The organism is Leucobacter celer subsp. astrifaciens (genome assembly GCF_001273835.1).
Lineage (GTDB): Bacteria > Actinomycetota > Actinomycetes > Actinomycetales > Microbacteriaceae > Leucobacter > Leucobacter celer.
The window spans coordinates 139,303-158,216 of sequence record NZ_JHEI01000150.1 but is presented as its reverse complement, the minus strand read 5'-3'; the positions used below and the strand labels follow the sequence as shown (position 1 = coordinate 158,216).

21 protein-coding genes, 1 pseudogene and 1 riboswitch are annotated in these 18,914 nt (G+C 72.3%); of the genes and pseudogenes, 12 read left to right on the top strand and 10 right to left on the bottom strand.

Features of this window, described 5'->3' with window-relative positions:
• Nucleotides 1-61: 61 nt before the first annotated feature.
• Both AMS65_RS17370 and AMS65_RS17365 read right to left on the bottom strand, forming a co-directional pair.
• Nucleotides 62-1,501 (bottom strand): dipeptidase, encoded by a 1,440-nt coding sequence (locus AMS65_RS17370; protein ID WP_053385413.1) that lies wholly within the window; start codon nucleotides 1,499-1,501, stop codon nucleotides 62-64.
• Between the two features lie 231 nt (nucleotides 1,502-1,732).
• A complete protein-coding gene (locus AMS65_RS17365; RefSeq protein ID WP_083451813.1) occupies nucleotides 1,733-2,434 on the bottom strand; it encodes an SOS response-associated peptidase family protein in 702 nt (233 codons plus the stop codon).
• A 110-nt stretch (nucleotides 2,435-2,544) separates the two neighbouring features.
• On the opposite strand from AMS65_RS17365, the pseudogene AMS65_RS20425 reads away from it, so the two are divergent.
• Both AMS65_RS20425 and AMS65_RS20420 read left to right on the top strand, forming a co-directional pair.
• Nucleotides 2,545-2,718 (top strand): annotated as a pseudogene (locus AMS65_RS20425) (DUF1905 domain-containing protein); the annotation flags it as partial.
• A 137-nt stretch (nucleotides 2,719-2,855) separates the two neighbouring features.
• Nucleotides 2,856-2,993, top strand: a complete 138-nt coding sequence (locus AMS65_RS20420; protein WP_241489503.1) for a YdeI/OmpD-associated family protein — start codon at nucleotides 2,856-2,858, stop codon at nucleotides 2,991-2,993.
• Nucleotides 2,994-3,005: 12 nt separating this feature from the next.
• Here AMS65_RS20420 and AMS65_RS17355 read toward each other — a convergent pair whose 3' ends face one another.
• A complete protein-coding gene (locus AMS65_RS17355; RefSeq protein ID WP_053385458.1) occupies nucleotides 3,006-4,028 on the bottom strand; it encodes a YihY/virulence factor BrkB family protein in 1,023 nt (340 codons plus the stop codon).
• Nucleotides 4,029-4,115: 87 nt separating this feature from the next.
• Nucleotides 4,116-4,322: a hypothetical protein gene (locus AMS65_RS17350; protein ID WP_053385411.1), complete on the bottom strand. Its 207-nt coding sequence runs from the start codon at nucleotides 4,320-4,322 to the stop codon at nucleotides 4,116-4,118.
• Between the two features lie 255 nt (nucleotides 4,323-4,577).
• Here AMS65_RS17350 and AMS65_RS17345 point away from each other — a divergent pair, with 255 nt between their 5' ends.
• A complete protein-coding gene (locus AMS65_RS17345; protein WP_053385410.1) occupies nucleotides 4,578-5,675 on the top strand; it encodes a hypothetical protein in 1,098 nt (365 codons plus the stop codon).
• Between the two features lie 79 nt (nucleotides 5,676-5,754).
• Nucleotides 5,755-6,243 (top strand): YbaK/EbsC family protein, encoded by a 489-nt coding sequence (locus AMS65_RS17340; protein ID WP_053385409.1) that lies wholly within the window; start codon nucleotides 5,755-5,757, stop codon nucleotides 6,241-6,243.
• A 25-nt stretch (nucleotides 6,244-6,268) separates the two neighbouring features.
• Here AMS65_RS17340 and AMS65_RS17335 read toward each other — a convergent pair whose 3' ends face one another.
• Genes AMS65_RS17335 through AMS65_RS17325 form a run of 3 tightly spaced genes read right to left on the bottom strand, consistent with a single transcriptional unit; the run spans nucleotide 6,269 to nucleotide 8,990 of the window.
• Nucleotides 6,269-7,069 (bottom strand): ABC transporter ATP-binding protein, encoded by an 801-nt coding sequence (locus AMS65_RS17335; protein ID WP_053385408.1) that lies wholly within the window; start codon nucleotides 7,067-7,069, stop codon nucleotides 6,269-6,271.
• On the bottom strand, nucleotides 7,066-7,875 hold the full coding sequence (locus AMS65_RS17330; RefSeq protein ID WP_241489501.1) for an ABC transporter permease: 810 nt from the start codon (nucleotides 7,873-7,875) through the stop codon (nucleotides 7,066-7,068). Before AMS65_RS17330 ends, AMS65_RS17335 begins: the two co-directional genes overlap by 4 nt.
• Entirely contained in the window at nucleotides 7,872-8,990 is a 1,119-nt protein-coding gene (locus AMS65_RS17325; RefSeq protein ID WP_083451812.1) for an ABC transporter substrate-binding protein, read from the bottom strand. The genes AMS65_RS17330 and AMS65_RS17325 overlap by 4 nt, the downstream gene beginning before the upstream one ends.
• Nucleotides 8,991-9,020: 30 nt before the next feature.
• Nucleotides 9,021-9,130, bottom strand: a riboswitch (TPP riboswitch).
• Between the two features lie 52 nt (nucleotides 9,131-9,182).
• On the opposite strand from AMS65_RS17325, the gene AMS65_RS17320 reads away from it, so the two are divergent.
• The 5 genes from AMS65_RS17320 (at nucleotide 9,183) to AMS65_RS17305 (ending at nucleotide 13,797) form a co-directional block, all read left to right on the top strand.
• Entirely contained in the window at nucleotides 9,183-9,938 is a 756-nt protein-coding gene (locus AMS65_RS17320; RefSeq protein WP_241489500.1) for a Ykof family thiamine-binding protein, read from the top strand.
• A 35-nt stretch (nucleotides 9,939-9,973) separates the two neighbouring features.
• Nucleotides 9,974-11,284 carry an NtaA/DmoA family FMN-dependent monooxygenase gene (locus AMS65_RS17315; RefSeq protein ID WP_075201068.1) on the top strand — a complete coding sequence of 437 codons (1,311 nt, stop codon included), beginning with the start codon at nucleotides 9,974-9,976 and terminating at the stop codon, nucleotides 11,282-11,284.
• A gap of 305 nt (nucleotides 11,285-11,589) precedes the next feature.
• A complete protein-coding gene (locus AMS65_RS19600; protein ID WP_157502410.1) occupies nucleotides 11,590-11,730 on the top strand; it encodes a hypothetical protein in 141 nt (46 codons plus the stop codon).
• A gap of 209 nt (nucleotides 11,731-11,939) precedes the next feature.
• A complete protein-coding gene (locus AMS65_RS17310; RefSeq protein ID WP_053385407.1) occupies nucleotides 11,940-13,400 on the top strand; it encodes a CoA transferase in 1,461 nt (486 codons plus the stop codon).
• Nucleotides 13,401-13,434: 34 nt separating this feature from the next.
• Complete coding sequence (locus tag AMS65_RS17305; RefSeq protein WP_053385406.1) at nucleotides 13,435-13,797, top strand: iron chaperone; 363 nt, start codon at nucleotides 13,435-13,437, stop codon at nucleotides 13,795-13,797.
• A gap of 22 nt (nucleotides 13,798-13,819) precedes the next feature.
• Here AMS65_RS17305 and AMS65_RS17300 read toward each other — a convergent pair whose 3' ends face one another.
• Nucleotides 13,820-14,365, bottom strand: coding sequence for a hypothetical protein (locus AMS65_RS17300; RefSeq protein WP_053385405.1), 546 nt, complete (start codon nucleotides 14,363-14,365; stop codon nucleotides 13,820-13,822).
• A 13-nt stretch (nucleotides 14,366-14,378) separates the two neighbouring features.
• Nucleotides 14,379-14,795 carry a DUF4383 domain-containing protein gene (locus AMS65_RS17295; RefSeq protein ID WP_053385404.1) on the bottom strand — a complete coding sequence of 139 codons (417 nt, stop codon included), beginning with the start codon at nucleotides 14,793-14,795 and terminating at the stop codon, nucleotides 14,379-14,381.
• Nucleotides 14,796-15,154: 359 nt separating this feature from the next.
• Between AMS65_RS17295 and AMS65_RS17290 the strand changes: the two genes are divergently transcribed.
• The 3 genes from AMS65_RS17290 to AMS65_RS17280 are packed head-to-tail and all read left to right on the top strand — an operon-like array spanning nucleotide 15,155 to nucleotide 18,266.
• Nucleotides 15,155-16,321 carry a type III polyketide synthase gene (locus AMS65_RS17290; protein WP_053385403.1) on the top strand — a complete coding sequence of 389 codons (1,167 nt, stop codon included), beginning with the start codon at nucleotides 15,155-15,157 and terminating at the stop codon, nucleotides 16,319-16,321.
• Nucleotides 16,322-16,323: 2 nt separating this feature from the next.
• Entirely contained in the window at nucleotides 16,324-17,079 is a 756-nt protein-coding gene (locus AMS65_RS17285; protein ID WP_241489499.1) for a methyltransferase domain-containing protein, read from the top strand.
• The gene (locus tag AMS65_RS17280; RefSeq protein WP_053385402.1) at nucleotides 17,076-18,266 is read left to right on the top strand and encodes an FAD-dependent oxidoreductase; all 1,191 of its coding nucleotides are present in this window, start codon (nucleotides 17,076-17,078) and stop codon (nucleotides 18,264-18,266) included. The genes AMS65_RS17285 and AMS65_RS17280 overlap by 4 nt, the downstream gene beginning before the upstream one ends.
• Nucleotides 18,267-18,354: 88 nt before the next feature.
• Here AMS65_RS17280 and AMS65_RS17275 read toward each other — a convergent pair whose 3' ends face one another.
• A complete protein-coding gene (locus AMS65_RS17275; RefSeq protein ID WP_053385401.1) occupies nucleotides 18,355-18,840 on the bottom strand; it encodes a YciE/YciF ferroxidase family protein in 486 nt (161 codons plus the stop codon).
• Between the last annotated feature and the right edge of the window lie 74 nt (nucleotides 18,841-18,914).

Below are 18,914 nucleotides of genomic sequence, written 5' to 3'. Positions count from 1 at the left end.
AGAGCAGCGACGGGGAGAGGGATCGGCCGCCGCTGATCCCTCGCCCCGTCATGAGTTCGACCTACTGCGAGCGGGCGTCGAGGCGAGCCAGGAAGAGCGCCTCGGTGAGCACCGACTTGCGGAACGATTCGACGTGCAGCGACTCGTTGGGGCTGTGCGCGCGGCCGTCGGGATCCTCGACGCCGGTGACGAGGATCTGAGCCTCGGGGAACTCCTCGACGAGCTCGGCGATGAACGGGATCGACCCGCCCACGCCCATGTCCACGGGCTCCCGCTCCCACGCGTCGGCCATCGCGGAGCGCACCTCCGCGACCGCCCACCCGCTCGTGTCGACCAGGAACGCCTGCCCCAGGCCCTCGTCCTCGAACGTCAGCCGCGCGCCGAACGGCGCTCGAGCCAGCAGGTGCGTCTTGATCGCCGTGAACGCCTCGGCGGGATCCTGCCCCGGTGCGATCCGGGCGCTCACCCGCACGCGCGCGCTCGGGATCAGGGTGTTCGAGGCGTTCGCGACGTCCGGGGCGTCGATGCCGGTGATCGAGATGGCGGGCTGCGCCCAGATGCGGGAGAGGATCTCGCCGCGCCCGATCGGGCTGACGCCGTCGAGCAGACCGGCCTCCTGCCGCAGACGAGCCTCGTCGTACTCGGGCGACGGCAGCTCGGCGGAGCGCAGCCCCTCGACCGCTACCGCGCCGTCCGCGTCCCAGAGGGTGTCGAGCAGCCGCACGGTCGCGAGCATGGCGTCGGGCACCGCGCCGCCGAACATGCCCGAGTGCGAGGCGTGGGCGAGGGTGTCGACGCGCAGATTGAAGGCCACGGCGCCGCGCAGCGCGACCGTGAGCGCGGGAGTCTGCTCGTCCCAGTTGCCCGAGTCGGCGACGATGATCGCGTCGGCTGCGAGCAGGTCCCGGTTCTCGCGCAGGAAGTTGCCGAACGACTGCGAGGCCCACTCCTCCTCGCCCTCGATGAAGAGCGCGATGCCGAGATCGAGCTCCCGCCCCTCGGCCCGCGCGGTCGCGGCGAGCGCCCGGATCGCACCGAGGTGCGCCATGACCCCCGCCTTGTCGTCGGCGGCGCCCCGCCCGTAGAGCCGGCCGCCGCGCAGCGTCGGCTCGAAGGGCGGCGTCTCCCAGTCGGAGTCCTTGCCGGGCGGCTGCACGTCGTGGTGGGCGTAGAGCAGCACCGTGGGGCGGCCGTTGCGGGGCTCGCGGCGGGCCACGACGGCGGGATGGCCGAGCTCGGGATCGGCGTCGCCCTCGGCGCCCGCGACCGGTGCGCGGCGGATGTCGACCACGTCGAAGACTCCGGTCTCGCGCAGCAGCTCGGCGATGGCCTCGGCGCTCGCGGCGACGTGGCTCGCGTCGAACGCGGGCCACGACACCGAGGGGATGCGCACGAGCGTCGCCAGGTCGTCCATGGTGCGCTCGAACTGCGCCGCCACCTCTTCCCGCAGCGCCGCCTCGCGCGCCGTCCGCTGCTCGTTCTGCTCAGCCTGCTCGGCCATGTGTGATCCTCTCGGTGAGTGTGTCTGTCCCATCTGCGGGCCCGTTCCGGCCCGATTCCGCGCTCAGCCTACCGCCGCCGGACGGATCCCGCGTCTCCCGCAGACCGGCCGGATCCCTCGCCCGCCCGCGGCCTCCCCGCCCTCGCCCGCCGCGGATCCGCTCCGGTCGTTCCTCGGTCCCGGTCCTCTCGAGCGGCTCGGGCACACAGGCCAGTTCTTCGGCGGGTACGGCTAGAAGAGAGTGGGCGCGGCGGCGGGCTCGGCCTCGGGGGCGAGCGCGGGATCGGGATCCGGCCGCCCGCCGATCGGGAGCGTCTCGGCGCAGATTCCGCGGGAGGCCTCGACGGCGGCCGCGAGCAGCGCGGCATCTCCCGGTCGCTCGGGATCGAGCCAGGCGTCGTGGAAGTCGCGCGGCAGCAGCATCGGCATGCGCGGGTGCGCCTCCGCGGCCCGAGCGACGGCGTCGCGCGTGACCATCGAGTAGCTCATGAGCAAGCCGCCCGGCTGTTCCACCGGCGCCGCTCCCGGCACCGGCGTCACGATGGCCGCGATCCCGAACAGTTCGTCGCCGGGGAGCGCGAAGGTGCTCCCCTGCTCCACGTACCAGTGAGCGGGCAGGATCGCGCGGCGCTGGAAGGGCTCGCGCCACTTGCGCAGCAGCGTGTCGTCGCGCGAGTTGAACGCGCTGAAGGGGGCCGGCTCGGCACCGACGTGCAGCCACCACCAGGCGAGCTCGACGACGGGATCGCCGTAACCGGCGTGGATGATCGGGTTGAGGTTGCGCGCCCTGCGGCCCGTGATGCGCGCGCGGCTCCGCTGCTCGCGAGCCCATTCGGCGAGCAGCCTGCGGCTGTCCGGCTCGTGCATCGGAGGCAGGTCGAAGGTGAGGCCGAGGCCGTGCGGGCCTCCCCCGAAACCGTACGTCGAGCACACCCTCCCACCATAGACGGCCGAGCATGCGGTCGCGCCGCGGTCGGTGTTCTCGGGAGCGCGCGGCCCGAGCCGGTGGTGCGGTCGGGAGGCCGCGCGACTAGCATGAGCGCATGTCTCTCGAAGTCAGCACGGTGCTCGAACCCCAGGGACCCGCCACCGCGATCGAACTCAGCGACGCGCAGGTCGAGGCGCTGGGCGGCGGCCGGCGCGCGCCGGTGCGCGTGACGATCGGCGATCGTGCGGCCCGGCTGCGCCTCGCGCGCATGAGCGGCAAGAACCTCATCGGGCTGTCGAAGGCCGCCCGCGCCGAGCTGGGCGTCGAGATCGGCGACAGCGTGACCGCGCTGATCGAGCTCGACTCCGCCGAGCGCACCGTCGAGGTGCCCGAGGATCTCGCCGCGGCGTCGACGCCGACCCGCGCGTGCGCTCCGCCTTCGACGCGCTGGCGCCCTCGCACCGCAAGGAGAACGTGCGCTCCGTGGTCGAGGCGAAGCGCGCCGAGACCCGCGAGCGCCGGATCGCCGCGGTCGTGGATCGGGTGCGGCAGACGCTCGGCTGATCCCGCGCGGCGTCAGGTGCGCGACGTGTCGCGCTCCGCGACCTCGGCCTCCTCCGCGGCCCGCAGCTCCCGAGTGGCGGCGTGCAGCACGTCCTCGGCGCGGCGCCGACGGTGCTGCGCGAGTGTCTCGGCGCCGTAGCGCTCCCGCACGCGATCCTTCGCCTCAGCCGTGGCCGTGATGATGTAGCTGCTCGCCAGCAGGATCACCTGCGCGGAGAGGTTGAACCACAGCAGCAGCGCGATGAGCGCCGCGAAGGTGGCCAGCAGCGGGTTCGAGGTCGCGCCCCGCACGAAGAGTCCCGAGAGCTCCTGCAGCACCGTGAGCCCGATCCCGCCGATCACCGCGCCCGCCCACAGGGCGCGCGCGGGCGCCGCCACCCCTGAGAGCAGCCGGAAGACGAGCGCAACCGCCAGCGTGTCGATCACGAGCACCACGACGATCCCGAACCCCCGCGTGAGCGCGTTCGCGACGTCGCTGCCCGAGCCGAGTCCGAGCCACGAGGCGACGGTCGCGATCCCGAACGACCCGGCCACGCTCAGCACCGCCGCGAGCACCAGCAGCCCGCCGAACGCGGCCCCCACCAGCAGGTTGCGCAGCAGCACCCAGAGGAAGAAGCCGTCGTCGTGCAGCTCATCGGCGAGCACCCGCAGCGCGGTGCGCAGGCTGCCGATCGCGCTGATCGCTGCACCGACGAGGCCCAGCAAGGAGATCGCGCCCACGATCGTGAACCCGGCCGGCGCCTCGATCTTCGACGGGTCGACGACGTCGGTGAGCCCCGGTACGGCGGCGCTCAGCGCCTCGGTGAGCGCCCGCATGGCGTCGGGATTGCCCGCGAGCCACAGCGCTGCGAGCGAGAACCCGAGCAGCACCGCGGCGAAGACGCTGAACAGCGCGCGATAGGTGATGCTGTCGGCGAGCATCGGACCCCGGTGCTCGGAGTAGCGCAGGTACGCGCGCACGATGCGCAGCTGCAGCGCGCGCCCGATGAGCCGCCGCAGCAGCCCGGCCGCACTCTTCGTCTCCTCGCTCGCCATGCTCACCACCCTAGTCAGGCGCCGTGCACGCCCACGAGGCCTTTCGCTCGTCTCCCGGATCGGCTATGGAGCGGGCGCCGCGCACGATCAGGCGTCGGTCCCCTCCGCGTCCCGCTCATCGTCCAGCGGCACCGGTTTCTGCTGCTCGGCCCAGTCGGCCTCGCTCACGGGCTGCTTCGCCGCGGCGAGCGGCTGCGGGATCGCTTCCTCCTCGTTCGGATCCGCTGGGGCCAGCTGATCCAGGACGTCGGCTTCCGAGGCCTCGGCGCTCGGCTCGATGCGGTCTCGTGTCATGATCTCCCCCTGTCGTTCGGCCTGTCGGTACTCGTTCTTCCAGCGGGTGGTACCCAGCAATCTAGTGCCGGATCGGACCGGGATCAACCGCCCGGGCGTCCGGGCGCCGCATCCGGCCCGACCCGACCCGCCCCGTCCCGCCCCCTCCCGCCCCGTCTTCGCGCGTCAGTAGTTGTCACCTCACGTCAGGTTTGGTGACAACTACTGACGCGCGAAGAGTGGGAGCCGTATGCTGATTGCGGAATGGAGGGCCGCATGTCGATGACGGACGAGCTGCTGGGGCGGGAGGCCGCCGCGACACTGCTCGAAGCGCTCGGCGACGCGGCTCCCGGTAACCCGCTACCGGCGACCCGCAGCGCGGCCTCCCGGCTGGATGCGCTGACGCTGAGCGGGCGGGCGCGGGCGCTCGCCCAGGGCATCCTCGAGGACATCCCCGGCGGCCGCGGAGCGCTCACCGGCGTGGTGCGCTCGGCGCTGCAGCGTCCCGGCTTCGAGGGCTGGCTGCTCTGGCCGGTGGGGCTGTCGGTCGCCCGGCGCGCCGTGCACGAGGACTCGCGGGTCGCGTTCGACGACGCGATGTCCGTGCTGCGCGAGCTCACACCGCGGTTCACCTCCGAGTTCGCGATCCGCCCGATGCTGCTGCACGATCTGGATCGGGCACTCGGCAGCATGACGGAGTGGACCCGGGACGCCGACTGGAACGTGCGCCGTCTCGCCTCGGAGGGCAGCCGTCCCCTGCTCCCGTGGGGCGAACGGATCCCGGCGCTCGTCGCCGACCCCGAGCCGAGTCGGCCGATCCTCGACGCCCTCTACGATGACCCGTCGGACTCGGTGCGCCGCTCGGTCGCGAACCACCTCAACGATCACAGCCGCGCCCACACCGCATTCAGCCTCGAGACGGTGCGCGGGTGGCAGCGAGCCGGGGGCGAGCACGTGCCCCGCACCGCGCGGCACGCTCTGCGCACCCTCGTGAAGCGCGGCGACCCCGAGGCGCTCGCCCTGCTCGGCTTCCCGCCGGCACGCGTGACCGTGTCGCCCGTCGACGTCTCGCCGAGCCGGGTCGAGGCCGGCGGCACCGTCCGCTTCGGCGCCACGATCGTGAACCCGGGCGATGCTCCGGCCGCGCTCATGATCGACTACGTGCTGCACTTCCCCGGCGCTCGCGGCGACGAGCGCTCGAAGGTGTTCAAGATCGCGCAGCGCAGCCTCGGTCCAGGGGAGCGCACGACGGTCGAGGCCGCGCACTCGTTCCGCCCGATCACCACGCGTCGCTACTACCCGGGTGAGTACGGGGTGGCGCTGCAGGTCAACGGCGTCGTGCACGCTCGCGCGGACTTCACGGTGCTGCCCTGACACGAGGCACGTGATGCCCGCTCTGCAGGCCGGTAGTGTGGGATCCGGCCGCATCACCTCTGTCATGAAGGGACATCGAATGGGAACCGCACGGGTACGCGAGCACCTCTCCGGACGCGGATGGTCGGGCGAGATCCTCGAATTCGCCGAGTCGAGCGCCACGGTCGAGCTGGCCGCTCAGAAGGTGGGCACGGAGCCGGAGCGGATCGCGAAGACCCTCGGCTTCCACGACCCCGACGCACCCGAGCGGGCCGTGCTCGTGGTGGCGGCCGGCGACGCGAAGGTGAACGGCGGCATGTTCAAGCGCCGCTTCGGCGGAAAGCCCCGCATGCTGCAGGGCGACGACGTGCCCGCCCTGACCGGGCATCCCATCGGAGGGGTGTGCCCCTTCGCCAACCCCGATGGCACCCGCGTCTTCCTCGACGAGTCGCTGCGCCGCTTCGAGACGGTCTTCCCCGCTGCCGGCACCGCCAACTCGGCCGTGCTGGTACCCGTCGAGGCGCTCGAAGCGCTGAGCGGAGCGGAGGGCTGGGTCGACGTCACCGTGGGGTGGCGCGCCGAGGCGTAGGCACGCGGCCGCCCGCTTCAGGGGATCAGGGGTCGCGCAGACCCGGTGTCGACGCCGCCGCGAGCAGACCGTGCAACCACTCCTCCAGCAGCGGCACTCGAGGATCGGTGAGGAAGCCGCGCACGCGGGGGATCTCTCGACTCACTTCCACCTCGCCCGCCAGCGGACCCGGTGTCGCGGGCAGGACGAGCACCCGGTCGGCCAGGCGCACGGCCTCGCGGATATCGTGGGTGATGAGCAGGATGCTCCAGCCGTCGGCCTGCCAGACGCCGAGCAGCCAGCGCTGCAGTTCGTCCCTCGTGATGGCGTCGAGCGCTCCGAACGGCTCGTCGAGCAGCAGCACCGGCCGGTCCTGCACCACCGCACGCAGGAACGACACCCGCTGTCGCATGCCGCCCGAGAGCTGGCGGGGAAACAGCTGCTCGGTGCCCGCGAGCCCGAACGGGTGCAGCAGCCGTGCCACCCGCTCGCGCGCTTCGCGCCGCGGCACCCCGGCGACCTCGAGTCCGATGCCCGCGTTGTCGGCGATGCGGCGCCACGGCAGCAGCACATCTCGCTGCGGCATGTAGGCGAAGGGGCGATTGCGCGCCGGAACGGGGGTCCCGTCGAACCGGATCTCGCCCGCGTCGGGCTGCAGCGCCCCGGTGAGGATCGAGAGCAGCGTCGACTTGCCGCTGCCGCTCGCCCCGACCAGCGCTACGATCTCGCCCGGGCCGATCCCGAACGAGACCCGTTCGAGCACCCGCCGAGCGCCGAAGCTCTTGCCGAGCCCGCGCACCTCCAGCGTCCCGCCTGCGCCAGTCGTCGAGGCGGCCGTGCCGCTCATCGCTCGGCCCCCTGCTCGATGCGCAGCCACGGCACGCACCACCGCTCGATCAGTACGACCGCAGCGTAGAGGGCGAGCGTGAGCAGCGTGCTCATGAGCACCGCGGAGAGCACGAGGTCGGTGCGGAACACGTTCTTGGCCGACTGCATGTACACGCCCAGCCCGGCGACGGCACCCGCGTACTCGGCGAAGATCGCACCCACCACCGCGTAGGTGATCGAGATGCGCAGCGACGAGAAGAAGGACGGCGTCGCGGCCGGCAGCCGGATCATGCGGAACACCGTGGGGCGTCCCGCGCCCATCGAGCGCAGCAGGTGCTCGGCCTCGGGATCCGCCGACGAGAAGCCCCGCAGGAAGCCGACCACCATCGGGAAGAAGGTGACGAAGGCGACGAGCAGAATCTTGGGCAGCAGCCCGAATCCGAACCACAGCACCACGAGCGGGGCGAGCGCGATGAGCGGCAGCGTCTGGCTGACGATGAGCAGCGGCAGCAGCGCCCGCCTGAGCGGTGCCCAGAAGTCGAGCAGAGTCGCGGTGACGAACGCGACCGTCACGGAGAGCGAGAACCCGATCAGCGTGGCGAGCAGCGTGGGCACGGTGTGGCGCAGCAGCGCGGACTGCTCGGCGAGGCCCGCGGAGACGATGCGAGTGGGGGCGGGCAGCATGTCTGCGGGCACCAGGCCCGCACCCGCCACCGCCTGCCAGATGGCGAGCAGCACGAGGAACGCGAGGATCGGGGGCACCGCGGCGCCCGCGATGCGCGATGCGGCCGATCCCCCCGCCTCGGTTCCCCGCACGTACGTCACAGGTACTCGTCGGTGTAGTACTCGGTCCAGTCGGGCTCCTCGGTGAGCGGCTGCCCCTCCGAGTCGGTGAGGAATCCGCCCTCGAACAGGAACGCCCCGAACTCCTCCCACGCCGCGGGGTTCGCAGCGCCGATGCCGCGCTCATTCGAGACGAGATAGCCGTCGCCCGCCATCAGCTCTGCGCTTCGGCGCACGAGTTCCTCGGCGGTGCCGAGCGTGTCGGGGTTCGCGGCGATGAGGAGGTCGGCGGCCTCCTCGGGATGCTCGGCGGCGTAGGCGTACCCGCGGGCGACCGCCTGCACGAAGGCCGCGGCCTCCTCGGGGTGCGCGTCGAGGTACTTCTCGCTCGAGACGATGCCGGTGGACTGCTGCTCGGGCACTCCGAAGTCCTGGTAGCGGAACGCCCGGTAGGGGTGGCCGTCGATCTGCGTCTGGAGATCCTCCCAGGTCGACACCGACAGCGTGAAGTCGATGCGCCCCTGCGAGAGCGCCTCGTAGGCGCCCGTGTCGAGCACCACCTCCTCGAACTCGCCCTCGCCGCCGTCTCCGCGGATCGTCGAGGCCGCGAGCGCCGAGTACAGCGGTGACCCGAACCCGCCGAAGACGAGGCCGTCGAGGTCGGCCGGGCGGGTGAGATCCTCGCGGTCGCCCAGCATCACCAGCCGTCCGGTGTCGGTCTGCGTGACCCGGTACACCGAGACCAGGTCGAGCCCGGCGGTACGCGCCATCTGCACGCCCGACTGGCCGCCGATGCCGAAGTCGGCTTCACCGGCCGAGACGAGCTGCACGGCCGAGGTCGAGCCGTACGGCAGGATCTCGACGTCGAGCCCGGCCTCGTCGAAGTAGCCGAGCTCGTCGGCGACGTACACGCCGATGTGGTTGGTGTTGGGCGCCCAGTCGAGTGCGAAGGCGACGGAGGTGGGCTCGTCGCCGGCCGCGGTGTCCTCGGCGGGCGCTGCTCCCGCGCAGGCGGTGAGCGCGAGACCGGCCGCGAGGATCGCGGCCCCGGCCACGGCGGACCGTCGCAGAGCCGAGCCGGCAGTGCCTGCGGAGCGGGCGGAGCCCGTGCCGCCCCGCAGGGCGGCACGGGCATGGGTGATGATGTGGTGGCGCATTGAAGCGTGCCCCTTCTGTGTGGATGGGCACGGGTTCGTAGAGTGTCTCCCTGCGCTGGCATGATCCAGATCAGGTTCGACGGTCGAAGGTTGATGACCTTCCTCTCAGCCCGGCCTACCGGACTCCCGTGTGCCCCACATGCTAGCAACATTCGGTCATCGAGCGCGAAGCGATCCCCTATGGTGGTGGTCGTGACTCCGCAGCCGAACGATGCGTTCCCAGCCGATCCCGCGCCCGCTTCAGCCCCGACACCGGGAGCGGATCCCGCGCCGATGACCCCGCAGCAGTACGGCGTGGGCGCCCGGTTCACCCTCTCGGTGTACGACTCCGACTACGTCGCGATCATCCTGGGCGCGCTCGCCGAGGCCGACGCCACCGGCCTGACCGTCGAGACGGGCGACATCTCCACGTTCGTCACCGGCACCGAACAGCGTGTGCTCGCCTTCATCCGCGACGTCGTCACGGCGGCGGCCCGCGGCGGGGCGCACCTCTCGGCGTCGATCCTGCTCTCGCGCGGCTGCCCGGGCGAGCTGCAGTGCGCGCTGCCCGCGGGTGTCGCGGCGCTCGGAGCGGATCCCGTATCGCTCGACCCGAGCGGCGTGCGGGCCCGTGCCCACTGGTCGCTGTACCCGCTGCTCGACGGCGGTCCCGGCTCCGAGAACAGCCCCGCCGTCGACCACATGGCGCCCATCTACGCGGCGATCGAAGAGGCGAAGGCCGCGGGCGTGTACTCGGGATCCGACCACTACGCGACACGGCTCGACGGCGATCTCGCCGCCGTGCTGCAGACCGCGGCGAACGCGTGGATCGGCGTCGGCGCGGCGGTGCAGCACGTGGTGACGCACCTCACGGTGTCGATCAACAGCCCGTCGATCAACAGCCCGTCGAGCACCAGCTCGTCGAGCACCAGCTCGTCGAGCATCAGCCCGTCGCCGACCCGGAACTGAGCGATGCGCTTCGCGAACGACGAACGGGCCCCTCGATGACGGCGCGGCAGATGCACCTCGTGGGCATGGTGAATCCGCCGACGAGCCAGTACGCCGAGAACTGGCTCAATCCGCTGGGACGCGCCGACTGGCTGAGCGGCCGCTTCCACGCGGATCTGGCGCGTACGCTCGAGCGCGGGCTCTTCGACATGGTGTTCTTCGCCGACGCCCTCGCGGTGCCCGAGGACGCGCAGGGCGACTACGCCACGACGCTGCGCACGGCGGGCAAGGGCAGCATCTACCTCGACCCGGTCACCACGGTCTCGCTGGCCGCGGGAGCGACGAGCCGCATCGGACTCGGGGCCACCGTGTCGACGAGTTTCGTGCCGCCGTATGCGATCGCCCGGCAGCTGCTCTCGGTCGATCATCTCTCGGGCGGCCGCGCGGCGTGGAACATCGTCACCTCCACCACCGATGCCGAGGCGCGCAACATGGGGCGCGATGGCATCGCGGCACCTGAGGATCGTTACGATCACGCCGACGCGGTCGTGCGCACGGTGATCGATCTGTGGCAGTCGTGGGAGCCCGGTGCGCTCGTGCACGACCGGGAATCGGGGGTGTTCGCCGATCCCGGGCTCGTGCACCGCGTGCCCGGCGAGCTGTCGCGCGGTCCGCTCACCCTGCCCCGCAGCCCGCAGGGGCACCCGGTGCTCATGCAGGCGGGATCGTCGCCGCGCGGGCGAGCCTTCGCTGCGCGGTGGGCCGAGGTCGTGTTCGCGATCGGCGACACCGAGGAGGGGATGCGCGAACTGCGGCGGGAACTGCGCGACCGCGCCAGGGTCGATCACGGCAGGGACCCCGACTCCATCCGCGTGCTGCAGGGCGTGCAGCCGGTGGTGGGCTGGACCGATACCGACGCGCAGGCGAAGCTGCGCACGCTGCGGGAGCAGATCGATCTGCCGGCGGCGCTGACCAAGCTGGCGCGGCTGCTGCATGCGGACGAGCTGCGCCCCGGGGATCGTGCGGTCGACGTGCTCGCGGCGCAACGCGGAGCGACGGGCAGCGTCGGCTTCGAGGACATGCTGGCCTCGGTGAGCGAGCGGCGCGGCTACACCGTCGCCGACCTGGCGATCGAGCAGGCGCTCAACCAGCTGCACCCGCAGGTGGTGGGCTCGCCCGCGACCGTGGCCGAGCACCTCGAGCACCTGTTCCGCGCCGAGGCCGCCGACGGGTTCATCGTGTTCCCCGCGCTCTACCACTCCTCGTTCGAGGACTTCGTCGCCGGAGTGGTGCCCGAGCTGCAGCGGCGGGGCGTGTTCCGCACGGAGTACACCGGGACGACGCTGCGGGAGCACCTGCGGGGGTGAGCTGCCGGAAGTCGCGAGGCGCGCCGCCCGCGCGGCACACGACACGGGCCAATTCACGCAAGTGGACCGGTTGCGTCGCTGCACCACCGTCGGTTGACACTGCTCGCGGAGACCCGGTCTCCCGGTCCGGAGAGCTGCGCCCAGAGCGACAGGCCTCCGACGATGTCGAGAAGCGCCCAGGTCGGGAGACCGGATCCAGCAGCGCTCACCATGAAGCCAGTTCTTCCGAATTGGCACTACTTCCATCTCGCCTTCTCCTGATTGGATTGGCTCAGGATCAACTGGACCGACTGGAGGGACGGATCATGTTCGAAACAGCAGGCGTCGTCGTCGCGATGATCGTGATCTTCGCCATCTGCGCCGGCACGCTCTCCGTCGCGAAACAAGACGGCCGCGGGCGCCGGCCCACCCGGAGCTGGTACGACACGCGGCGGCCCGAACCGTGACCGATACCCGCGGCCGTCTCGTCCTCGACGCCGCGCGACGGGCGGGCAGGCATCACCCCTGATCGCTCTCTGCGCCGACCTCTATGCGGAGTCGGGGCGACTGAGGCATGCTGAGAAGGACCCGGCGGCGGTCATCGCCGCGATCCGGCACCGCAGCGAGCACCCGCGATGAACGGGCACCCGCGCGGTTCGATCAGCAGGAGGATCCCATGGCACTCCACGAGACGCCCCGCGGCGAACGCCCGCACCCGGACGCCGGCGGCTCTCCCCTGCACGCGGTCGGTCGCCGCGCCGCGGCGGACCTGGCGCTGAGCGCCGCCGACATCTCGAGGATCGCGGCTCCCGCCGGACTGCCGAGCTGGCGCTCGGCGCTCCGCGTGGGCGAGCTGGCCCACGACGGCGTCGCGCTCTCGTCGCTGGCCATCGCCCTGATCGGCGAGACGCGAGGCGGGAGGGCCGTGCCGGACGGCGCCATCCGGGTCGAGGCGCCGCGGATCGAGGCCTCGTTCGGCAGCGAGCGACTGTTCCGGCTCGACGGCGAGGCCCCGGCGATCTGGGCGGGGCTGTCGGGATTCTGGCGCGTCGCCGACGGCTGGGTGCGCACGCACGGCAACTATCCGCACCACGCGGAGCGCCTGGCCCGCCTCATCGGGGTGGCGGTCTCGGCGCCGCGCACCGAGATCGAGGCGTCCCTGGCGCGGTGGAACCGCCTCGAACTCGAGGAGCGGGCCGCCGGAGTCGATGCGCTGGCCGTGGCCGTTCGCGACGCCGAGGAGTGGCGAGAGCACCCGCAGGCGCGGGCCCTCGCAGACGCTCCCCTCATCGGCTTCCGAAGGCACGGCCAGGCCGATCCTCGTCCATGGCGCGGCGACCCGGGCCTCCCGTTGGCGGGGATCCGGGTGCTCGACCTCACCCGGGTCATCGCGGGACCCGTCGCCGCACGCGACCTCGCGCTCGCCGGGGCCGACGTGCTCCGCGTCGACTCTCCGCGGCTTCCGGAGTCGCCCTGGCAGCATCTGGACACGGGCCAGGGCAAACGGTCGACGCTGCTCGATCTCGGCGATCGCACGCACCGGCGCGAGTTCGAACGCCTCCTCGAGGCCGCCGACGTGGTCGTGCACGGGTACCGCCCAGCCGCTCTGGCGCACTTCGGCCTGGATGCGGAGGTGCTGCACGAGCGGTACCCCGGGCTGGTCGTCGCGCAGCTCTCGGCCTGGGGCACGGAGGGACCGTGGGGACGGCGGCGGGGATTCGACAGTCTCGTGCAGGCCGCGTCGGGGATCGCGATGCGGGAGAGCCGCGATGGCGGTGAGACCCCCGGGGCTCTTCCCGTGCAGGCGCTGGATCACTCGGCCGGGCACTTCCTCGCTGCGTCCGTCGCCGCAGCACTGCGCACGCAGCGCACCACCGGCGGCTCCTTCGCGATCAGTCTGAGCCTCGCGCGCATCGCCGATGCACTGCTGGCGGCCGGACCCGCGCCGCAGCGCATCGATTCGAGCGATCCGCACGAACCGCCGACGGTATCCGTGCCGCTCGAGACGGCACCGGGCACCGGCGCGGCACCCTCCGTCGTGACCTGCGCGCCGCCGGTGCTGGCGTTTCCCGGCGCGCCCTCGCAGTACGCCTCGCCCCTGCACGCCTGGGGCGCCGATGAGCCGCGCTGGGAGTGACGCGCAGCGCCGGAGCCTGAACTAGCATGGCGTCATGCAGGCGAAGCCGAAGACCATCGACGAGTACCTCGACGGCGTGGATTCCGAGCGTCGCGCAGTGCTCGAGCGGATCCGCGCGCTCGTCAAGCGCCTCGTCCCGGCGGCCGAGGAGAAGATGAGCTACGGGATGCCGACGCTCACCTACCGGGGACGGGCGCTGGTGTACTTCACCGCCGCGAAGCACCACATGAGCTTCTTCCCCTCATCGTGGGCGATCGAGGAGTTGCAGGATCGCTTGACGATGTACAAGGCCACCCAGCACGCGATTCAGTTCACTCTGGATCGGCCGCTCCCCGATGAGCTGATCACGGATCTGGTGCTCGTTCACGTGCGCGAGATCGACGGCGACAGGCAATAGGCGAGCACCTCCCCGGCACGGCCTAGTGCGCGTGGGAGCCGCCGTGCATGCTGCCGTGGGGCAGCGCGGACTCCCCCGGCATGGTGTGCGCCAGCGCCGGGGTGGTGATCGCGGCCACCAGCATCGCCTGCGCCGTGAGGATCAGCACGAGTGCCGCCGGCCGGGAGGTCCGCCTGCGGGCAGGCCTCTCGACGGACCCGCGCTCATCGCCCTCGGGCACCTCGCCCGCGTCGCGGCGGCGCTTCCCGCCGCGACGGAGGGCCAGCACGGCGAGCACCGCGGCGCTCCAGTGCAGCGCGAGGAGCGCGAGCACCGGGACGATCCCCGCGAGGCCCGTGAACAGCAGGACCAACGCCACCGCGACGACGCACGCCCCCACCACGATCATCGCGCGCGGGGCCGGCAGCCTGCCGGCCCGCAGGGCGAGTCCGCCCCAGAGCAGTTCGACGACGGCGACCGCCACGAGCGGCACCGCGACCGGCGGTTCGGCACCGGCCGCCAGCGCGCAGAGGATCAGTCCGGAGCCGAGGGCCGCGAATCCGCACCAGCTCGAGGCCGAGGTCGCCATCGCGCGGCCGCCGTCACACGGCCGGGCGGGCCGTCACCACGCGGTCGCGGTCGGCTCCGAGGCTCACACCCAGCAGGATGAGAGCGCTGCCCAGGTGCAGGACGTGGTCGGCGGTGTTGAGCGCGAGGATGTTGGCCGCGGTGTCGGCGATGAAGAAGCCGATCACACCCACCAGCAGATACACCACGCCCACCGTTCCGTTGATCCCCTTCGCCGCACCCACGCCCGCGATGCCGCCGACGACCAGCAGGGCGCCGATCAGCAGGTGCACGATGTTGTGCAGCGGATTCACCTCGAAGACGCCGAGCAGCAGCCCACCCTCGGTGGCCAGGAATCCCACTCCCCCGGTCACGGCGAAGCCCAGGATGCCCACCAGCAGATAGACGGCGCCGAAGATCAATCCGACGATTCGGTTGGCCGAGTTCTTCACGATGTGCTCCTTCGATCGATCGTTCAGTCGCGACGGCGGTGCCGCCGACGGCAGGCCCCGGTGGCCGCGCCTTGGGACCATCCTGCGCATCGTCGCGGGATGGGGGAAGGCGCTTGCGGCGAGCGCGAACTTGTACTAGGTTCACCGATGGGCAGCCGGTTGAGCGAACGAAGTGAGTCGAAACCCTTGATTTCGACTCGCCTACGGCTCGCTCAATCGGCGGACACGAAGGCCTATTGGCGGGACCTCTAGGTTCGCCGCCGCTCGGCGCCAGGTGAGCGGCGGATCCCGACGCCCGGCCCATCACAATCGTGTCAAGCCCCTCCCGTTCGGGCACGGGTATCGGGTTACATGGGGACATGTCAACGAAGATCCTCTCCATCGGCACGGCCGTGCCCAGCGCGCGGCTCGCGCAGCCGAAGACCCGCGATTTCTTCGCGGCGCAACCCGGTGTCAGCCGGCTCACCGCCCGCCTCATCGGCGCGGCGTTCAACCAGTCGGCCATCGAGAACCGGTACTCGGTGATCGGCGAGATCGGTTCCAGCAACACCCTCTTCTCGGAGGACGGGGCGCGGCTCACCGCGCCCAGCACCGGGGAGCGCAACCTCATCTACCGCAGGGAGGCGCCGCCCCTGTACGCGGCCGCGGCCCGCGACGCGCTCGAGCGATCCGGCTTCGATGCGACGGAGGTCACCCACGTGGTCACGGCCTCGTGCACGGGATTCTTCGCCCCGGGCCCGGACTTCCTGCTGGTGAAGCAGCTCGGCATCCCCACGACGGCCGAGCGCACCCACATCGGATTCATGGGCTGCGCCGCGGCATTCCCGGCGCTGCGAACGGCGACCGCGATCAGCGAAGCACGGCCGGGCGCGGTCGTGCTGGTCGTCTGCGCCGAGCTCTGCTCCCTGCACATCCGCTCCTCCAGCGATCCCGAGCAGATCGTGGCGTCCGCCGTGTTCGGCGACGGGGCGGGTGCCGCGGTCGTTTCCTCGGCCGAGCCGCGCGACGGCCGAGCGGCTCTGGACGTCATCGACTTCTCGACCGCCATCACCGCCGATGGCGAGGGCGACATGGACTGGACGATCGGTGATCGCGGCTTCGAGATGCGCCTCACCGCAGAGGTGCCGCGCATCATCGGACGCGAGATCGCCGGAGTGGTCGAGGCGATGCTGGACGGCGCGGATCCCCGCGCCGACGTGGAGGCGTGGGCGGTGCACCCCGGCGGACGCAGCGTGCTCGACCGCGTGCAGGGCGGCGTCGAGCTGTCCGACGAGGCGATGGCGCACTCGCGCGCCGTGCTGCGCGACTTCGGCAACATGTCGAGCGCGACGATCCTCTTCATCCTGCAGCGCATCCTGGCGGACGAGTCCCTCGGCGACGGCGCCCGCGTAGCGGGCCTCTGCTTCGGCCCGGGGCTCACCGTGGAGACGGCGCGCCTGGCACTCCGCGCGGGCGAGCGATCCCCGGCCGGAACGGTGGTGACTGAGAGCGCGGCGAACGCTCTGGTCGGCGCTGCCGGGCGTTAGCGGTGGCGGGAGCGAGCGCGGGGCTCTCGGCACGGGACGAGCAGCTCACGGAGCTGATGGACGATCCCGACTGCGATCCGGTGCGCCTGCGTCGCACGCTGCAGCGGTTCTGGGCGGTGAACGGAGCCGTCTCGCGCTGGGGGCGGGTCTACCGCACCCACCTGCGCCCCGCGCTCGCGCGCAGCGGGGGCCCGGTCCGCATCCTCGACGTGGGGTGCGGCGGCGGCGACGTGCTGCGGCGCCTGGTGCGGCTGGCCCGACGGGACGGTCTCGCCGTCGAGGGCATCGGCATCGATCCGGATCCCCGCGCCTGCGAGGTGGCGAGCGGCGGCGAGCGCGTCGACGGCGTCTCTTTCCGGCAGGCCCGCAGCGACGAACTCGTGGCCGAGGGCGAGCGATTCGACGCCGTCGTCTCGAACCATCTGCTCCACCATCTCGACGCGGCCTCGCTCGAGGGGGTGCTCTCGGATTCCGAGGCGCTCGCGTCGAGGGTGTGCGTGCACTCGGACATCGCCCGCAGCCGGCTCGCCTACGCGGCCTTCGCGGTGGGGGCGGCGCCGCTCGCCCCGGGCACCTTCCTGCGGGTCGACGGACTGCGCAGCATCCGCCGCAGCTACACGCGCGACGAGTTGGCGGCACGGCTGCCCCGCGGCTGGGTGGCGGAGCAGCCGACCGCCTTCCGGCTGCTCGCGGTGCACGGGGCCACGACCTCCGGCGAGCACTTCGACGCGCGACCCGGCGACGGGGCGCACGCGTGAGCACCGGGGCGGTCGAGGTGGCCGTGGTCGGCGCGGGACCGGCGGGGCTCTGCGTCGCCGCCGAGCTCGCGCGCCTGGGGGTCGACGCCGCGATCCTCGAGCGCCGCAGTGCTCCGGAGCCGGGTACTCGCGCCATCGGCCTGCATCCGCCCGCGCTCGCGGCACTCGAACCGTCGGGTGCCGCCGAGCGCATCCTCGCCGAGGCGGCCCGCATCCCGCGCGGGATCGCGCGCTCGGGCGGGCGCACGATCGGCGAGGTGCGCTTCGACCGGCTCGGCGGGCGCTTCCCGTTCGTCGCGGCCGTGCCGCAGGCCGTGACGGAGGCGGCCGTGAGCGCGGGGGCGCCCGACCCCCTGCTCGGCGCCGAGGTGCTGGAGATCAGCGAGCGGCCCGGCAGTGTGATCCTGCACATCCGCGTCGGGCCGACGGAGCTCGAGCTGCGCGCACGTGCGGTCGTGGTGGCGGCGGGCGCCTCGGGCAGGGACCTCGTGCGTCCCCGGCTGGGCGGGCGAACCCGCAGCTACGTCGACCGCTATCTCATGACTGATCTGGCCGAGGCCCCGGAGCAGCCGGGCGATACGGCGATCATCACGCTCCACGCGGACGGCGTGCTGGAATCCTTCCCGCTGCCGGGCGGCGGTCGGAGGCTCGTCGCCTGGGACGGCGGACGCGCCGGTCCGCCGCGCACGTCGGACTCGCGGGGGCATCGCGGCGAGCGCCTCCGTCTGGCGGTGGCCGAACGGGCCGGCGATGCGGGGCTCGCGGCGCGGGTGGAGTCGGCGACGGCGTTCGGGATCCGTCGCTCGCTGCTGGAGCGCATGCGCGCCGGCCGCGTCTTCGCGATCGGCGACGCGGCGCATGAGGTGAGCCCCATCGGCGGACAGGGCATGAACCTCGGCCTGCTCGACGCGGCGACCCTTGCTCCGCTCCTCGCACGGTGGTTGCTGCGGCGCGAAGGCGACCCGGAGCCCGAGCGGGAGCTCGAACGCTGGGAGCGCCGTCGGCGGGCCTCGGCGCGCACGGCGGCCCGTCTCGCCGGCCTCAACACGGCACTGGGCCGCGCTCGCTCGACGCGCGCGCACGCCGCGCTGAGCGCTGCGATCGGAGTCGCCGCTTCAGGGCCGCCCGCGCGGCTCGCCGCCCGTGCCTACGCGATGGGCTTCGACCGGGACGCGCAGCGCGGCTGAGCCGTCCCCGCGCTGGGGGCGGCTCAGGGCGGCTGGGGTGCGGCCCGACGCGAAAGTCGGAGGTTCGGCGTTCGGCGTTCGGCGAGTCCTACGGTGCCACGAGCTGCTGCAGACGGCTGAGCAGTTCCTCGCTCGTGTGCGTCTCCTGATCCAGGTTGTCCGTGAGCAGTGCGACGGCGTCGACTGCGCCCTGGGACTCGGTCGCGGTGATGAGGGTCTGGTAGACGGAGATCTCGTAGTGCTCGTTGCCGAGGGCGCACGACAGGGCGACCTGGTCCCGCAGCTCGGGAGCGGAACGCGCGATGAGGGACTCCGCCTGCTTAGAGATCCCCTTCGTGGCGGGTGATCCGGCGGTCGACTCCGGGAACTCGAGCAGCCCGAACACCTTGCGCAGGTTCTCGATCTGCTCTCGCGTCTCGTCGGCGTGGTGGTGGAAGAGCTTCTGGATGTCCTTCGAGGGTGCCGCTTCGGCGAGTTCGCCAAGGGCTGCGAGCGAGTCCTCTTCCATGGTCATCGTGGTGCGCAGTTGAAAACGGAGCAGATCGGTGGGCGTTTCGAGCGTGGTCTGAGACACGGTGTTTCTCCTTTCGCCTGACGGCTACGGCGATTGTAGGAACGGATCGTCCCGCCCCGCAGGGGGCTTGCGCC

Bases quoted from the DNA above. Each gene is read 5' to 3' on its own strand.
- AMS65_RS17355 (WP_053385458.1), bottom strand. From the start codon at position 4,028: ATGGCGAGCGAGGAGACGAAGAGTGCGGCCGGGCTGCTGCGGCGGCTC.
- AMS65_RS17305 (WP_053385406.1), top strand. From the start codon at position 13,435: ATGCAGGCGAAGCCGAAGACCATCGACGAGTACCTCGACGGCGTGGAT.
- AMS65_RS19600 (WP_157502410.1), top strand. From the start codon at position 11,590: ATGTTCGAAACAGCAGGCGTCGTCGTCGCGATGATCGTGATCTTCGCC.
- AMS65_RS17300 (WP_053385405.1), bottom strand. From the start codon at position 14,365: ATGGCGACCTCGGCCTCGAGCTGGTGCGGATTCGCGGCCCTCGGCTCC.
- AMS65_RS17350 (WP_053385411.1), bottom strand. From the start codon at position 4,322: ATGACACGAGACCGCATCGAGCCGAGCGCCGAGGCCTCGGAAGCCGAC.
- AMS65_RS17325 (WP_083451812.1), bottom strand. From the start codon at position 8,990: ATGCGCCACCACATCATCACCCATGCCCGTGCCGCCCTGCGGGGCGGC.
- AMS65_RS17310 (WP_053385407.1), top strand. From the start codon at position 11,940: ATGGCACTCCACGAGACGCCCCGCGGCGAACGCCCGCACCCGGACGCC.
- AMS65_RS17370 (WP_053385413.1), bottom strand. From the start codon at position 1,501: ATGGCCGAGCAGGCTGAGCAGAACGAGCAGCGGACGGCGCGCGAGGCG.
- AMS65_RS17335 (WP_053385408.1), bottom strand. From the start codon at position 7,069: ATGAGCGGCACGGCCGCCTCGACGACTGGCGCAGGCGGGACGCTGGAG.
- AMS65_RS17315 (WP_075201068.1), top strand. From the start codon at position 9,974: ATGACGGCGCGGCAGATGCACCTCGTGGGCATGGTGAATCCGCCGACG.
- AMS65_RS17345 (WP_053385410.1), top strand. From the start codon at position 4,578: ATGTCGATGACGGACGAGCTGCTGGGGCGGGAGGCCGCCGCGACACTG.
- AMS65_RS17290 (WP_053385403.1), top strand. From the start codon at position 15,155: ATGTCAACGAAGATCCTCTCCATCGGCACGGCCGTGCCCAGCGCGCGG.
- AMS65_RS17340 (WP_053385409.1), top strand. From the start codon at position 5,755: ATGGGAACCGCACGGGTACGCGAGCACCTCTCCGGACGCGGATGGTCG.